The organism is Candidatus Baltobacteraceae bacterium, from assembly GCA_036489885.1.
Taxonomy (GTDB): Bacteria; Vulcanimicrobiota; Vulcanimicrobiia; order Vulcanimicrobiales; family Vulcanimicrobiaceae; genus JAFAMS01.
Window position 1 is genome coordinate 646,109 of the sequence record DASXEW010000003.1, and the last position, 15,417, is coordinate 661,525.

Annotated in this window: 16 protein-coding genes; 5 read left to right on the forward strand and 11 right to left on the reverse strand. The window is 61.2% G+C overall.

Annotated features, from left to right (window positions below; all coding sequences use genetic code 11):
* Positions 1 to 55 precede the first annotated feature (55 nt).
* From VGG22_09085 to rpmH, 11 genes are read right to left on the reverse strand one after another with little or no spacing between them, the layout of a single operon-like run.
* Positions 56 to 1,429 (reverse strand): HD domain-containing protein, encoded by a 1,374-nt coding sequence (locus VGG22_09085; protein HEY1728512.1) that lies wholly within the window; start codon positions 1,427 to 1,429, stop codon positions 56 to 58.
* The gene (rsmG, locus tag VGG22_09090) at positions 1,426 to 2,103 is read right to left on the reverse strand and encodes a 16S rRNA (guanine(527)-N(7))-methyltransferase RsmG (protein ID HEY1728513.1); all 678 of its coding nucleotides are present in this window, start codon (positions 2,101 to 2,103) and stop codon (positions 1,426 to 1,428) included. The genes VGG22_09085 and rsmG overlap by 4 nt, the downstream gene beginning before the upstream one ends.
* The gene (gene mnmG / locus VGG22_09095; GenBank protein HEY1728514.1) at positions 2,100 to 3,953 is read right to left on the reverse strand and encodes a tRNA uridine-5-carboxymethylaminomethyl(34) synthesis enzyme MnmG; all 1,854 of its coding nucleotides are present in this window, start codon (positions 3,951 to 3,953) and stop codon (positions 2,100 to 2,102) included. The genes rsmG and mnmG overlap by 4 nt, the downstream gene beginning before the upstream one ends.
* Positions 3,934 to 4,392: a hypothetical protein gene (locus tag VGG22_09100; protein HEY1728515.1), complete on the reverse strand. Its 459-nt coding sequence runs from the start codon at positions 4,390 to 4,392 to the stop codon at positions 3,934 to 3,936. The genes mnmG and VGG22_09100 overlap by 20 nt, the downstream gene beginning before the upstream one ends.
* Entirely contained in the window at positions 4,389 to 4,877 is a 489-nt protein-coding gene (locus VGG22_09105; GenBank protein ID HEY1728516.1) for a hypothetical protein, read from the reverse strand. Before VGG22_09105 ends, VGG22_09100 begins: the two co-directional genes overlap by 4 nt.
* A 14-nt stretch (positions 4,878 to 4,891) precedes the next feature.
* Complete coding sequence (gene mnmE, locus VGG22_09110; protein ID HEY1728517.1) at positions 4,892 to 6,280, reverse strand: tRNA uridine-5-carboxymethylaminomethyl(34) synthesis GTPase MnmE; 1,389 nt, start codon at positions 6,278 to 6,280, stop codon at positions 4,892 to 4,894.
* Positions 6,232 to 6,846 (reverse strand): R3H domain-containing nucleic acid-binding protein, encoded by a 615-nt coding sequence (locus tag VGG22_09115; protein HEY1728518.1) that lies wholly within the window; start codon positions 6,844 to 6,846, stop codon positions 6,232 to 6,234. Before VGG22_09115 ends, mnmE begins: the two co-directional genes overlap by 49 nt.
* Positions 6,847 to 6,854: 8 nt before the next feature.
* Positions 6,855 to 7,694: a YidC/Oxa1 family membrane protein insertase gene (locus VGG22_09120; GenBank protein ID HEY1728519.1), complete on the reverse strand. Its 840-nt coding sequence runs from the start codon at positions 7,692 to 7,694 to the stop codon at positions 6,855 to 6,857.
* Between the two features lie 20 nt (positions 7,695 to 7,714).
* On the reverse strand, positions 7,715 to 7,924 hold the full coding sequence (gene yidD, locus VGG22_09125) for a membrane protein insertion efficiency factor YidD (GenBank protein HEY1728520.1): 210 nt from the start codon (positions 7,922 to 7,924) through the stop codon (positions 7,715 to 7,717).
* Entirely contained in the window at positions 7,921 to 8,223 is a 303-nt protein-coding gene (gene rnpA, locus VGG22_09130; GenBank protein HEY1728521.1) for a ribonuclease P protein component, read from the reverse strand. The genes yidD and rnpA overlap by 4 nt, the downstream gene beginning before the upstream one ends.
* Positions 8,224 to 8,237: 14 nt before the next feature.
* Entirely contained in the window at positions 8,238 to 8,372 is a 135-nt protein-coding gene (rpmH, locus tag VGG22_09135; protein ID HEY1728522.1) for a 50S ribosomal protein L34, read from the reverse strand.
* A gap of 416 nt (positions 8,373 to 8,788) precedes the next feature.
* On the opposite strand from rpmH, the gene dnaA reads away from it, so the two are divergent.
* The 5 genes from dnaA (at position 8,789) to gyrB (ending at position 15,390) form a co-directional block, all read left to right on the forward strand.
* Positions 8,789 to 10,165: a chromosomal replication initiator protein DnaA gene (gene dnaA, locus VGG22_09140; protein ID HEY1728523.1), complete on the forward strand. Its 1,377-nt coding sequence runs from the start codon at positions 8,789 to 8,791 to the stop codon at positions 10,163 to 10,165.
* A gap of 249 nt (positions 10,166 to 10,414) precedes the next feature.
* Positions 10,415 to 11,533, forward strand: coding sequence for a DNA polymerase III subunit beta (dnaN, locus tag VGG22_09145; GenBank protein HEY1728524.1), 1,119 nt, complete (start codon positions 10,415 to 10,417; stop codon positions 11,531 to 11,533).
* Between the two features lies 1 nt (position 11,534).
* On the forward strand, positions 11,535 to 12,638 hold the full coding sequence (recF, locus tag VGG22_09150) for a DNA replication/repair protein RecF (GenBank protein ID HEY1728525.1): 1,104 nt from the start codon (positions 11,535 to 11,537) through the stop codon (positions 12,636 to 12,638).
* Positions 12,632 to 13,483, forward strand: a complete 852-nt coding sequence (locus VGG22_09155) for a DUF721 domain-containing protein (protein ID HEY1728526.1) — start codon at positions 12,632 to 12,634, stop codon at positions 13,481 to 13,483. Before recF ends, VGG22_09155 begins: the two co-directional genes overlap by 7 nt.
* Entirely contained in the window at positions 13,483 to 15,390 is a 1,908-nt protein-coding gene (gyrB, locus tag VGG22_09160; protein HEY1728527.1) for a DNA topoisomerase (ATP-hydrolyzing) subunit B, read from the forward strand. Before VGG22_09155 ends, gyrB begins: the two co-directional genes overlap by 1 nt.
* Positions 15,391 to 15,417 lie beyond the last annotated feature (27 nt).

Here is a 15,417-nt window from a genome sequence, read left to right on the forward strand (position 1 = left end):
TCGGTGGCGGCGTTCGTTCCGGGGGCGAATGTTCCCCGGGGAACACTGCAAGGATTCAGCGCGTCAAAATGTCAGCGATTGCGTTGCGCGCCATATCCAGAAGAAGTTCGCGCTTATTACGTTCGGGATATTCCGTAACCGCTTCCAAGAGCCGCTGGAGCACGTCCCCAACCTCGGGGCCACCGCCGGAATCCGGCGGCAACACGTTCTCGGCGACCAATACCTCGATCACGTCATTGCCGGAGATCGCAAGGTCCTTGACGGTCATGGGCGGCCGCTCCGCGAGGACGCCCCAAACTCGCGATTCAAAGACATCGTTCCCGCCTCGATCCGGGAGACCGCTGCCGACGACATCAGCCTGGCGCAACGCAAAAAGCCCGGCCAAATGATCGGAACCGACGCGACGAATGAATCGCCGGACCGTCGCAGGCGACAGACCCGGGTCGGCGACATACATGTGGTGACGGACAAGGGTCGCGACCGTTTCCGTCGTTTGCGCCGGAAAGCGGAGCCGCTCGAGCATCGCACGGCTCATGTCCTCGCCCGTCATCTCGTGGCGATAGAAGTGCGGCCCGTCTTTGGTCCGTGGCTTTGCGACGTCGTGCAGCAGTGCTGCAAGACGCAGGACCGGATCACCCGGGGGGACGGCGTCGAGCGTCGCGAGCGAGTGGCGCCAGACGTCAAAGCGATGCCAGCGGTTCTGCATGACCCCATCGCCTTCGAGCAGCTCCGGCCATACGTGTTCCAGAACCCCCGTCTCTGCCAGCAGGGCTAAGCCGATCGATGGACGCTCGGCGCCGAGCAGTTTAAGGAGCTCATCCGAGATGCGCTCGGCCGAGACCGACCCGGCCAGATGCGCCGAAGCGCGCATTGCCTTGATCGCGGCGGGGGATAGTGCGTAGCGGAATCGCGCTGCAAATTGCGCCGCCCGGAACATCCGCAGCGGATCTTCCTCAAACGTCTCGTCGCGGACGATGTCGATGCGGCGGGCGCGGATGTCCTCGGCGCCGCCGTACGGATCGACGAGCTCGCCTCCCGGCAGCGCGCGCGCCACCATATTTATGCGGAAATCACGTCGCGCCAGATCGTCTTCGAGCGAAATTTCCGGCAAGGACACGACCTTGAAATCACGATGTCCGCTTCCCGTCGAGACCTCGCGCCGCGGAAGCGCTAGGTCGGCGTTCCCTCGATCCGACGAGAATTTGATGACGGAGAAGGCTGCGCCGACGAGATCGACCTTGCCGTGCTCCGCCAGGCGCGCAATCAGTTCGTCCTGCGGCACTCCCACGACAATGTAGTCGAAGTCTTTCGACCGGTCCGGGATGCCCTCGATCTCGGCGCGCAGCTCATCGCGGACGCGACCCCCGACCGAATACAGCGAGCCCGGCGGGAGCCAGGCTGCGAGTGAGTCGTCGAGAGCGTTCTTCACGAAGATAAAGGCCGGCGTTGCGCGATCCCGACGCGGCGCGGAAAGCGCAGCGGGGTTGGAAATCGCTTGGTGACAACCAGAATACGACGTTCCCCTTCGAGCGGCAACTCGTCGCTTATCTCGCCTCCTAAAGCAAGCGCAACTTCCCGCGCCGCGCTGCGCTCCGAATCGGAGAGCGTTCCACGCTGCAACAGTGCGCGTCCGCGGATTGCAAGAAACGGCAACGTCAACTCCACGACGGCGGCTGCCGAAGCCAGCGCGCGCGCCGTAGCGTACATGAATTTTTCGCGAAAACGCTGTTCCTGTGCGAGATTTTCCGCACGTGCGGCGATTGCTTCGCCGCTGATTTCAAGTTGCACCATTGCATCCGAGATGAACGCGACTTTCTTGGCGGTCGCGTCGATCGCGCATAGCGAAATTCCACTCACGATCGCAAGCGGGATCCCGGGAAGGCCGCCGCCGGACCCGACGTCGATCAGCTCGCCGTCCGCCGCGATAAACGGAAGAAGCGTCAGCGCATCGGCGATGTGTTCTGCGACGGCGTTCGCGTTGCGCGCGCCGGTGAGATTGAATTCCCGGTTGCGCTCAAGGAGAAGCTCGCCGTAACGCGCCAGCCGCTCGAGCGCTTCCGGCGGTGCGCCGTGACGCGCGAGCGCGCTTGCTACGTCACTCACGGAGCCGCGGCGTGTTCCTTCCGGTGACGGTGAACGAACAGCGAAAGAATCGCAACGTCGGCCGGCGTTACGCCGGGGATGCGCGCCGCGGCGCCGAGCGTTTCGGGCTTATGGCGTATGAGTTTTTCGCGTGCCTCGTGTGAAAGAGCGCGAATCGAATCGTAGATGAAATCACCGGGAATCGGATCGCCGTGCGTGCGCTGGGCGCGTTCGATCGCAAGCTCTTGACGCCGCACGTATCCGGCCAGCTTGATCTCGATTGCGGCACGTTCCACGACGTCATCTGCGCCCAAGAACGGTGCGATGTCGGCCGCCTCGATCTCGGGACGGCGCAATGCATCCGCGAGCGTCGCTCCGCGTTCGAAGCTCGCCTCGCCGATGCGATCCGTTTCGAGGCGGGTGCGCTCCGCACGCGCGATCGTTGTTTCGAGCCGGTCGCGCCGCGACACGAACGATTCCCACGTGACATCGTCGATGAGACCGATCTCGCGGCCACGCGGTGTAAGCCGCAGATCGGCGTTGTCGTGCCGTAAAAGGACGCGGTGCTCCGCGCGTGACGTGAGCATCCGATAGGGTTCATCCACGCCCTTGGTCGTCAGATCGTCGATCATCGTTCCGATGTACGAATCGGTGCGCGTCAAGATGACGGGCGCTTCTCCGCGCACGCTCCGCGCCGCATTGATGCCGGCGATCAGGCCTTGTGCGGCGGCCTCTTCGTAGCCCGACGTGCCGTTGAGCTGTCCGCAATGGAAGAGGCCGCTGATGCGGCGCGTCTCGAGCGACGCGAGCAACTCGGTCGGCTGCACGAAATCATATTCGACGGCATAACCGCCGCGCAGCATCACGCAATCTTCGAGTCCCGGCAAGGTGTGCAGCATTTCGATTTGTACGTCGGCCGGAAGCGACGTCGAAAAACCGCCGACGTAGTACGTCGGTTCGTCCCAACCTTCGGGTTCGATGAAGATCTGGTGCGACGGATTCTGCGCGAATTTAATGACTTTGTCTTCAATCGACGGACAATAGCGCGGCCCAATTCCGCGGATCAAATCCAAACCATACAGCGGCGAACGATGCAGATTTTCGCGCACCAGCGCGTGCGTCGTCTCGTTCGTCGTCGTGATCCAACATGGCAGCTGCGGACCGGCGAATTTCGGTTCGCTGCGATAGCTGAACGGCAGCGGGACCGCACTCGGCTCCTGCGCCGTCATTGCGGCCGTATCGACGGTCGTCTTGTCGATGCGCGGCGGCGTCCCGGTCTTAAGGCGCCGCAGCGGAAATCCGAGCGCCGCCAAACTCGCCGAAAGCCCGATTGCGGGCTCTTCCCCGAAGCGCCCCTCGGCCTTCACGTCCTCGCCGCGGAACGTCTTGCCGCCTAGGAACGTCCCGGTCGCGAGCACGACGGCCCCGGCGCGGAGTATCCGGCCGTCTGTGGTCCGGACACCCGTGACCCGATCGCCCTCGGTGACTACGCCTTCGACCATCGCGGGGACGATCGTTAAATTCGGCTGCTGCTGGAGATGCTCGCGCGCGCGGCGCGCATAGGCGGGTTTGTCGGCTTGTGCTCGCAGCGCGCGGACCGCGGCGCCTTTGCTCTCGTTCAGCCAACGAACGTGCAGCGAGGTTGCGTCGATCTGGACCCCCATCTCGCCGCCTAGCGCGTCGATCTCCCGAACGAGCTGGCCCTTTGCACTTCCACCCACGCTCGGATTGCACGGCAGCGTGCAGATCTTCGAGGGATCGCCGGTGATGAGAAGCGTTTCGACGCCAAGGCGAGCGCTTGCAAGAGCTGCCTCCAGCCCTGCATGCCCGCCGCCAACGACGATTACGCCGCTACGATCGTGTACCGCCACCTGCGGATTGTACCGCATCGATGACAGCCTGTGGCTCGGGCGTACCGACAGCAAAGCGCGTGCCGCTGTGTAACGTGATTTGCACGGCGTTGAAGCCGGAGACGTTCCAAACCCATCCGTGCCAGGTTAGATGAATGCCCCAACCTTCCAAAATGTTCGTCTTGATCGCACGGATCGACGTGATCTGGCTTATCGGAACGCTGCGGCCGATGCCTGGCACGCCGAAAAACCACATCATGTGGCGTTCGGTAACGCGCACGGTCAACGTCGAAAAAAGCGCGGCCACGACAAGCAAAATCGGCACGAGACTGTACGAGAGCGTCCGTTCCGAGGGCGCCGAGATGGCGGCGGCAATGCAAATCAAGACCGCGATCGCGAACAGCACGATCACCGTCAGCCAACCCGTTTGCCGATGTTCGTAGAGGACGCGTTCGTTCATCCGGCGGCCAGCTCGCGGAAGCGTTGCGCGATCACGAAGCGCGCGCCGACGATCGAGCCGAGTGCGAACGCGATCAAACCGTCGGTCGACGCGAGCGCTACGGAGCCCGCATGCGGCAAGAAATAGCGCACCGCGAAACGCGCGACGAACGCGATGCCCCAGATCGCAAGCGGGATGAGCGCAGGCTGCACGATCAGTACGCCACGTTCGCCCGTGGGCTGCACTTTCGTATGCTTCCCGCGCAACAGTCCGAGCGGAAACCCGAGGACGAATCCGAGCACGACCGCGCCGATGATGATCGGAATCGAGACGTGCCCTTCAAACGATTCCCACACCAAGAATGCCGTGAAGAACACGAGCAACAGCGGGCCGGTCCATAATCGCGATGCACGCAACCGTACCGGCCGCAGCAAGCGGAAGTACACGACCGCGCCGATGACCAGAAAATAAATGAGAGCGCTGGTCGCGCCGCTGCTATGTTCCACGTGCTATCTCCAGTCTATTTGCCGATGCAAAAGCGCGCGAAGATCCCATCCAGAATCGCTTCGGTGACGGCGTCGCCGGTCAATTCACCGAGCGCACCGTAGGCTTCGACGAGATCCGGTGTGATCAGGTCGATCGGTTCGCCGGCCTCGAGTGTCTGCACGGCGCTCATCAAAGCGCGTTGCGCTGCGAGTGCACAATCGGCCTGACGTGCGGTCGCAAGATGCGGGCGTTCCAAATCGACGTCTTCAACGTCGAACGCGCGCCGGATCGCTTCGCGAATGCGGGCAACGTCGCCGGGATCGAGCACGCTAACCAGCAAGGCGTCATCTTCCTCGGGTTCGCGCGCGTCATATCCGGCTGTACCGGCGTCGCGCTTGTTGAAGATGACGATCCGCCGCCGGCCGCGTGTCCGTCCCAGCAGCACGAGCTCGCCGGCCTCAAGCCGCCGCGAACCGTCGACAACCACCAGCGCGAGGCGCGCGTCTTGCAAGGCCCGCTCGGTGCGAGCGATTCCGGCTGCTTCGAGCTGATCGGCATGCTCGCGAATCCCGGCCGTGTCGATCAAGCGAACGCGAAGGCCATCCAGGCCGAAGGACTCCTCGATCGTATCGCGCGTCGTTCCGGCCTGCTCCGAGACGAGCGCACGCTCATCGCCGAGCATCGCATTGAGGAGCGACGATTTACCGGCGTTCGGCGGCCCGACGATCGCGACGCTCGGACCCTCGCGCACGAGCCGCCCGATCTCCCAGCTGCGTGCCATCGCATAGAGATGACCCCAAATACCTTCGATCTCGCCGCGGAGCCGCTCGCGGGGCGGCTCGATGACTTCATCCGGAAAGTCGAGCGTCGCCGCAAGCTCTTCCAATATCGTTCCAACATGCGCACGTACCGATGCCACCTCGGTTTGCAAGCCGCCCGCAAGCTGCGCACGTGCGGCGCGCGCAGCACCGCGTGTCTCTGCTTCGATCAAGTCTGCAACGGCTTCGGCCGCCGACAAATCGATTTTGCCGCGCAAGAATGCGCGGCGCGTGAATTCACCCGGGGTGGCAAGGCGCGCACCGCACGCGAGCACCGACGTTAACGTCTCACGCGCAACGACCGGTGAACCGTGCACGTGTAGCTCGAGCACGTCCTCGCCCGTATACGAATGCGGCGCCGGAAAGAAGAGTGCCAGACCTCGATCGAGCGGCGAACCGCGTTCATCGAGAATATCACCGAGCGTCGCAAGGCGCGCTTGGAGTTCTTGTTCCGAACGAAAAACACGCGCGGCAATATCACGGGTCCCTTCGCCGCTGATGCGAATGATCGCGACCGCGCCGCGCCCCGGCGGCGTCGCGATCGCAGCAATCGTCTCTATTTGGGAGAGACGACGACCCGCCGTTCCGGTTCGACGCCCTCGGATTCCGTTTGCACAAACGGACTATCCGCAAGCGCAAGATGGATGATCTTTCGCTCGGACGGGAGCATCGGCTCCAACTTGATCGGACGCTTTTCGCGAATCGTGCGCTCGAGCGTCTGCAACGCAATCGTCTTGAGCTGATCGGCACGACGCGCGCGATAGCCCTCGGCATCGATCGTGTAGTAGTGCCGCGCGTTACGCACGCCCACGTTCAAAATGTTGTTGAAGATGAGGTTCAGCGCTTCGAGCGTGTTGCCGTGGCGGCCGATCAGATTTGCGAGGTCGGCGCCGCGCACTTCGAGATATTCGCCCTCGGTCCGTGGGATGTACGCGACCTCAGCGCTCTCGATCCCCATCTTCTCGAGAATCTGCTCGAGCAGCACCCGCGCAGGCTTGACTTCCTCGGGCTCGGGGACGGCTTGGTCACGCTGGGGCGGCGCCGCCGGGCGTGGGGCATCCCCGTTGTTCTCGCGGGGTCCATGGGGGCGGCGGCCACGATGGCGCCGGCCGTACGGCCGTGCCCCAGGGGCTTCTTCGCGATTGGAATCGTCTTGCAGATCTTCGTCCATTCTTGTCCTTAACGCCGCGAGCGCTTCTTGCGAGGAGCGGTCGCGCTTTCGCTTTTTGAGCCGGTCAGCTTCCCGTTGGGGCGGCTCGCACCCTCACCAGGGGTTACATCTTTTGCACTACCGTCCGCACCCGCGGCTGATGCCGCCGCACGACTGTACATGCCGTATTTGCGCAGGAGATAGAACGATTGTCCCATCGAAAACGCATTGAAGAAGAACCAATACAGAATCAGCGCCGAGTACCATGTGCGTCCGACCCAAGCGATGATGACAGGTGAAACGAACGCCATGATCTTTTGCTGTTGCGCTTGAGCCGGATCGGCGGCCGGCGCCGTCCCGTAGCGTACGCTGAAATACATTGAAACGACATACAGCGCAAGCAAAATCATGTCGGGCGCAGCCAAGCTCGTGCCGAGGATTTTCGGATACGCGTGCGAGATCGGGGTTCCGATCCACAACCAGCCTTGTTGCGCAAACTGATCGTGCAACGCGTTGATCGCCCGATACAAACTAAACAGAATCGGCAGCTGAATGAGCAGCGGCAAGCAACCGGCCATCGGATTGACGCCGTGTTCTTTGTACAGCGCCATTACTTCCGTGTTCATCTTCTGCGGATCGCCTTTAAATTGCGCTTGCAGTTTTTTTACTTGCGGCGCAATTTTCTGCATCTCGGCCATCGACTTGAACTGCATCTGCGATAGCGGCCACAATACGAGTTTGACCAGCAACGCGAAGATGACCAGGCTCCAGCCCAAGCTGTGCGTCGTCCCGTTGAGGTAAATGAGAACATCCGAGAGGGCGTTCACAATCGGATCGAGCGGATTTGCAAACGCCAGCAAGAGCAGCAACAAACGGCCTTTCGGTGGGGCTAGGGAACGGGATCGACCCCGCCGGGGTGTCCGGGATGACAGCGGAGGAGTCGCAGCGCGGCGAGGCGCGTTCCCCGCAACACGCCGTGCTTCTCTATAGCCTCATACGCGTACTGCGAGCAACTCGGAAAGTAGCGGCACGCGCCCGGCAAGAACGGCGAAACGACCGTCTTATAGCCTCGTAAGAGCAGCAAGACCGCCGATTTCACAGCCGTCCGAGCGTCGCGCGCAGATCCTCGCACAACAACGTATACGCTATAGACCGCGCCGAGATTCGCGCGGTGAGGATCAGATCGAGTCCCGTGGGCGGCTCCTCGAGTCCGGCGAAAGCCGCCCGAAGCCGGCGCCGGGCGCGATTGCGCTCAACGGCATTGGCGAAGCCTTTGGTCGTGACGACGGCCAGCCGCGCCCGTTCGCCTGGGGGGCTCGGCGCAGCTACGACGGTCACGTGGGTACCTTGCGCACGGCGTCCGCGCCGCCGAAGACGGGCGAACTCACTACCGCGCAGGCTCTCGTATAAGCCTAGGCGGAGAGGCGCTTGCGGCCTTTTTTCCGGCGGGCAGCGATAACGCGCCGGCCGTTCTTGGTCGCCATGCGAGACAAGAAGCCGTGTACTCGCTTGCGCCGCCGATTGTGGGGCTGGAACGTCCGCTTCACGATCACTCCTCGGGTTGGGGGACAACAGCGTGCGATTATACCGGCCGAGCGTCGCCCCGGTCAAGTTCCGGCCCGGAAATGAGAGCTTTTCGCCGCCTGTCCACACCTGTGGACAACGCTGTGGAGAACGTGGGCGCGCATTTCCCGCAAAGCCCCGCGAGAGCGAGGATTTTCGCCCCATCGGGCCACCCGGACATGGCGTCCACAACTTGCAAAAAAGCCCGAATTATAAGGGAATTTCGCGCAGATTAAGGCTGTGGATAAGTGGATAAGATTTTCCCGTTTTTGCGCAGGAGTCACTCCTAGGGCCGCTAACGCTACCGCCTACTCCGAGCGGCCTAATTTAGTGGATTGACCTCTTCGCATTGCCGGCAGCACGGATGCACCATTTCAAAACGGCGGTTGAGATATTTCGGATGAGTTCACTCGTCGATCGCGGCATCACCGGTGCCGAGCTCTGGTCTTCGGTGCTTTCGGCGCTGGAGCCGAGATATTCCAAGCCGGTCTACGAGACGTGGCTGCGCCCGATGCGCCCGATGCATATCACCGGGAGCGAGATTACGCTGGCGGTCGCGACGCCGTTTGCACGCGATTGGGTCGAAGGGCGTCTGCGCGCGCCGATCGTTGAGGCATTACGTGATTTGCTGGGCTATGAGATTGAGGTGAAATTCGTGGTCGCAAACGAGCCGGAACCGCAGGAGCAACCACAGGCGCCTGCCGTCCCCGCCGTTGCGACGCCGCGAGCCCCCGGACCCGACGAAATCCGGCCGGGAAACCTCAATCCGCGCTATACGTTCGAAGAATTCGTGGTCGGAAATAGCAACCGCTTTGCGCACGCCGCGGCGCAAGCCGTTGCCGAATCTCCGGCGCGTGCCTACAATCCGCTCTTTTTATATGGCGGCGTTGGCCTCGGCAAGACGCATCTCATGCACGCAATCGGGCATCGCGTTCTTCTCGCAAATCCGAATGCGAACGTCGTGTACGTTTCGAGCGAGAAGTTCACCAACGAGTTCATCATCGCGATCAAAAACAATCAGACGGTCGAGTTCCGGAACCGTTATCGTCACGTCGACGTGCTCTTGATCGACGACATTCAATTTCTGGAAGGCAAAGAACAAACCCAAGAGGAGTTCTTTCACACGTTCAACTCGTTGCACGAAGCCTTACGTCAGCTCGTGATCTCGAGCGATCGCCCGCCCAAAGAGATTCAAACGCTCGAGAGCCGGCTGCGTTCACGTTTCGAATGGGGACTGCTTACCGACATCCAGCCTCCGGATCTCGAGACGCGCGAAGCGATCTTACGCAAGAAAGCCGAGAGCGAAAAAGTGCCTGTCCCTAATGAGGTCTCGATGTTCATCGCGAAAGTGATTCCGTCGAACATCCGCGAGCTCGAAGGTGCGCTGATCCGCGTCGTTGCCTTTGCGTCGCTCACGAAATCGCCGATCACGGTCGACTTGGCGTCTGAAGTCCTTAAGAATCAGATCGCACAGGCACCGCTGCGCCGGATAACGATCAGCTTGATCAAGGAACGTGTTGCACGCGCACACGGGCTGACCGTCAAGGAGATGGACAACCAGCGGCGCGACCAACGCCTTACGGTTCCCCGTCAGATCGCGATGTATCTCGCCTGCGAGCTTACCGATTGCAGTCTGCCGCACATCGCCCGCGAGTTCGGTAAGAAAGATCACACCACGATCATGTACGCCCGCGACAAGGTCAAAGAGCTCATGCAGCGGGACGAGGTCTATCGCAACAAGGTTCGCAGCCTGATGGCGCTGGTCCAAAGCGAGTAAAAGGGTCCCTTTTTACATCCACCGTTGCCTACACAGGGTGGGCCATTCGGGGTGGATAACACTTTCGCGCACGTAACAACGTTGAAACTGTGGAGGCTCGGGCTTCCTCGTCCACAACCATCCGCGCACGCAAACCCGCATTCTTACAAGCGCGGCGGCGTTCTCCACCGGTTTCACCGTATTACTGCTGATACTTCGACTCTTATATATATCTACTATAATAAACGTAAGACGCGCTGACGGTGGATAGTGAAGTTTACTTGTAGCACTAAGGACATCGCCTCCGCGGTCGGCGCGGCGAGCAAGATCGTGAACGCGCATACGACGGTGCCGATACTCTCGAACGTCTTGCTGACCAGCGACGAAGGGCAGATTCGGGTACGGGCCACCGATCTCGAGCTCACGCTCGAGCACGCATTTCCGGCCGAAGTGCAAGAGGCCGGCGCGGTAACGATTCCGGCCAAGCTCTTCAGCGGTTACCTCGGTAATCTGCCGGCGGGGATGCTGGAACTGAGCGGCTCACCAACGCGCGCAAGCGTCAAGGTAGAGCGTTCGAATTACGATTTTCACGCTCTGCCTGCGGACGAGTACCCCCCGTTGCCGCCCTCCCAAAAAGGCGCGACGTTCACGCTTCCTGCCAAACGATTCCGGGAAGGCGTCAGCTCGACGATCTTCGCGGCATCCAGCGAGGAAGCACGCGGCGCCGTTTTAATGGGGACGCTGCTGGAGCTCGAAGGCTCGGCCCTCACGATGGTCGCGACCGACGGTTACCGTCTCGCGAAGTGGCAGACGACCCTTGAGGAACCGCACAAGGGAACTGCGCTCAAATTCATCGTACCATCACGTGCGCTTGCCGAAGCCGCGCGCAATCTCGGCAGTGCCGAAAGCGTCACGCTCACGGCGTTGGGCACGCAGGGGAATCAGCTCTCGCTCACTGCGGGCGAAGTCACGATCGTCGTTCGGCTCGTCGACGGACAGTATCCGAACTACCAGCAAGTAATCCCGGCCAAGTTCGACCGCTCGACGACCGTCAACACGAGCGCCCTCATCGGAGCCCTCCGTCGCGCCGAGCTCGTCGCGGGCGACCGCGCCAGCATGGTGAAGATGCAGGTGACCAATCAGAACCTAATCATCACCGCCAATTCCGATGTCGCAGGCAACGCTTTCGAGGAGCTCGAGGTCGAGCAAACCGGCGAGGATCTCACGATTGCGTTCAATGCACGGTACCTGGTCGAGATACTGACCCACGTCGACTCGCCGCAATCAGTCATGGAGTTCTTGGGGCCGCTCTCACCGGCAGCGATCCGTCCGCTGGAACCGGTCTCGGGTAGCATGCTCCTGTACGTCTTGATGCCTCTGCGGCAATAAGCTGCAGCTCGAGCACCTCGCTCTCGCGAACCTGCGCAACTACGCGTCGCTGGAATGGACGCCGGCGCCGGGTCTAAATTTGCTCGTCGGCACGAACGCGCAAGGCAAGAGTAATCTGCTCGAATCGATCGCGATGCTCGCAACGGGGAAGTCTTTTCGGACTGCGCGGGAAAGCGAACTCATCCGTTTCGGTCAAGCACTCGGCAGCGTCGTCGGAGCTGCTCGCGTCGCCGCCGGCAAGCTGAATCTCGCGTGCACGATTGCCGCAAGCGCGGGCGGCACGCGAAAAACCTACACGCTCAACGGCGAAAGTGTCCGATACGCCCGGTTTCTCGGCAGCGTCAAAGTCGTCGCGTTCGTTCCCTCCGATCTCGGTCTCGTTTCCGGTGCGCCATCACAGCGTCGTGCAATGCTGAACGAAGCACTCTCGCAAGCCGATCGCCGCTACTATCACGCGCTCGCACGCTACCGCAAAGCAATACTGCAAAAAAATGCGCTCTTGCGTGCGGCCGGCCCGGGTGCCGATTCGGAGTTGTTGGCAATTTACGACGGGGTGATGGGCGACAGCGGGACCGAGATCGTCTTGGCGCGGCGTCATTACTTGGTTGCGCTCGGTGAGGCCGCGGCGAGCGTCTACGGGCACTGGATTCCGAGTGAACGCTTTGCGCTGCGTTATGTCCCGGACGTGAGCGTCGATACGCCGACGTCTGACGGCGTTCGCAACGCGTTCGAGACGCGGCTCCGCGAGCAGCGTCCGGCCGAGCTTTCTCGAAGAAGAAGTCTTGTGGGCCCGCACCGCGACGAGATCGAGCTCTTACTGGACGGCGAAGCACTCGCGCGTTTCGGCTCGCAGGGGCAACAGCGTACCGCCGTTCTGGCGCTCAAACTGGGTGAATACGCGGTCTTGCGCGATATCGCGGGTGAAGCGCCGGTTCTCTTGCTCGACGACGTTCTCTCCGAGCTCGACACCCAGCGGTCTGCGGCTTTCCTTGCCGGTTTGGAAGGCCTCGAACAAGTCTTCGTGTCCGCGACGCATCTGCCCGAGCGTACGGCCTCCGGTGCAACGACGTGGCGGATCGAAGCTGCGAGCGTCGTGCAATGCTAACCCCGCTGTCGCGCGCCGTCGGCGCATGGACGCCGGGATCAGGTCGCCCAAAGACACCGGGCGAGCACGCGCTCGGTGCGATTCTCTCGCTGTGGCCTACGATCGTCGGCGAAGACGTCGCGAAGCACACGGTTCCGCTCGAACGCAAGGGCGACGCCCTCGTCGTGATGACCAGTTCGAGCGCGTGGAGCAACCAGTTGTCGTTGCTTTCGGGTCATATAGTTTGTGCGCTGAGCGACGCCGGCGTCGATGGGATCGAGCGATTGCGTTTCCGGATCGGGCGCGTTCGGCGCGGTCCCCTCGGCATCGTTTCGAACGGACACGGCAAAGCTCTCGAATCACGAGCGCCGAGCGTGTCTGCTGCGACTGCAACGTCAACCGCCGAAGAAGCATTCTCGCGATTCCGCGAGCGCGTCGACCGGGGCCGGGATGCAAAGCGTGCAGACGGGTGGAATCAATGTTCCAAGTGCGGCGTTATGCTGCCGGAAGGAAACCGATGTGCATCATGCACGACGGCGGAAATCTCGCGGCGGTCTGCTCGCGTGCAGCGGCTCATGTTTGATGTGCCGTGGCTGGGTTTTAAAGGCATCTCGTCGCTGGTCGAGGGACTCTCACAAGACGAGTACGAGATGAACAAAACTGCCCTGCTCGCACGCTGGTGGGAAGCGCTGGAGCGTGTCCGCAAAACGGCAACAGTTTCCCCGGACGGTCTCGAACGCCAGATAGCAAGCTCCTATCTGCTGCTCAAGACAGGATGGGAACCGGATCGTATAACGCCCCTCATTGCGCGCAACGAGCTCGGTGACGTTTACGATCTTCTTTACGAGAAACACCATAATAAATAGTGCAAGAATATAGCGCAGAAGATATCCAAGTTTTACGCGGCCTGGAAGCCGTCCGTAAACGCCCCGGCATGTACATCGGGAACACATCAGATCGCGGGTTGCACCAGCTCGTCTACGAAGTGGTCGACAACGCGATCGACGAAGCCATGGCCGGTTTTGCAACCGAGATCAACATCGTCCTCGGTAAAGACGGCTCATGCCTGGTCGAAGACAACGGGCGCGGCATTCCAGTCGACATCCACGCCGAAGAGCACAAGCCCGCAGTCGAAGTTGCGATGACGATGCTGCACGCCGGCGCGAAATTCGGCAAAGGCGGCTATAAGGTTTCGGGCGGCTTGCACGGCGTCGGCGTCTCCGTCGTCAACGCGCTTTCCAAAGAGATGGTGACGCGTGTCAAACGCGACGGCATCTTGTACGAAATCCGCTTCGAGCGCGGCGAGGTCGTCCGCAAGCTCAAGAAAGTCGGTCCGGCACAGGGCACTGGGACGATTCAATGGTTCATACCCGATCCCGAAGTCTTCGATACGACCGTATTTTCAACCGACATTCTGCAGCGACGCATGCGCGAGCTGGCATTTCTCAATCAGGGCCTGAAGATCGAGCTGCGTGACGAACGCGTCGATCCGCCGAAAGTCCGCGAGTATCACTATGCCGGCGGCATCGTCAGCTTCGTCGAGTACTTGAACGAAAACAAAGACGCACTGCATCCGGTTATCGCGACGCACGGCGAACGCGACGGCGTGCTGGTCGAAGTCGCAATGCAATACGTCGATGCGTACACCGATCTCGTGCTTTCGTTCGCGAATAACATCAACACGACCGAAGGCGGCATGCATCTCACCGGTTTCCGGACTGCGGTAACCAGCGCGGTCAACGGCTACGCGCGCAAGCGCGGGATGCTCAAAGAGAACGAGAACGCTCTCTCAACCGACGATTGCATGGAAGGCTTGAGCGCGATCGTCTCGGTCAAGCTGCAAGAGCCGCAATTCGAGGGTCAGACCAAGACGAAGCTCGGCAACGCCCCCGTGCGTTCGATCGTATCCGGTCTCGTCAGCGAGCGTCTTGATTTCTTCTTCGAAGAGAATCCAAAATATGCGCGCGCGATCGTCGAGAAGTGCATGCAGGCTTCGCGAGCGCGGGAAGCCGCGAAGAAAGCCCGAGATCTCACGCGCCGCAAGAACGCGCTCGAAGGTTCGGGACTTCCCGGCAAGCTAGTCGATTGCAAGAGTAACGATCCGTCCGACAGTGAGATCTTTCTGGTTGAGGGTGACTCGGCCGGCGGTACCGCCAAAGGCGGACGCGATCCGAACACGCAAGCGATTCTGCCGCTACGCGGCAAAATTCTGAACGTCGAGAAAGCGCGTCTCGACAAGGTGCTCTCGAACGAAGAAATTCGCACGATGATCACGGCGCTCGGCACCGGATTCGGCGACGAATTCAATGCGGAGAAGGTGCGCTATCACAAGATCATCATCATGACGGACGCGGACGTCGATGGTTCGCACATCCGGACGCTCTTGCTCACGTTCTTCTATCGAGAAATGAAGGGGTTGATCAAAGATGGGCGCGTCTACATCGCTCAACCGCCGCTCTATGGCCTAAAAAAAGGTAAGACGACGACCTACTTGTTCGATGAGGCCGAGCTCAAAGCGTTCTTCGCAAAGAACGAGTCCTCTGATTACAGCGTACAACAGTACAAGGGCTTGGGTGAGATGGACGCCGATCAGCTCGCCGAGACCACGATGGAACCGCAGCACCGCCGCTTGCTTCAAGTGAAGCTCGGCGATTACGACGGCGACGAAGAAGAAGTAGAACGAACGTTCGTCACGTTGATGGGCGACAAGGTCGAACCGCGCAAGATTTTCATTCAAGAGAACGCGCGCAACGTCACCAACCTCGATCTGTAAATTCCCTTAGAATCTCAGCGTTTTCCC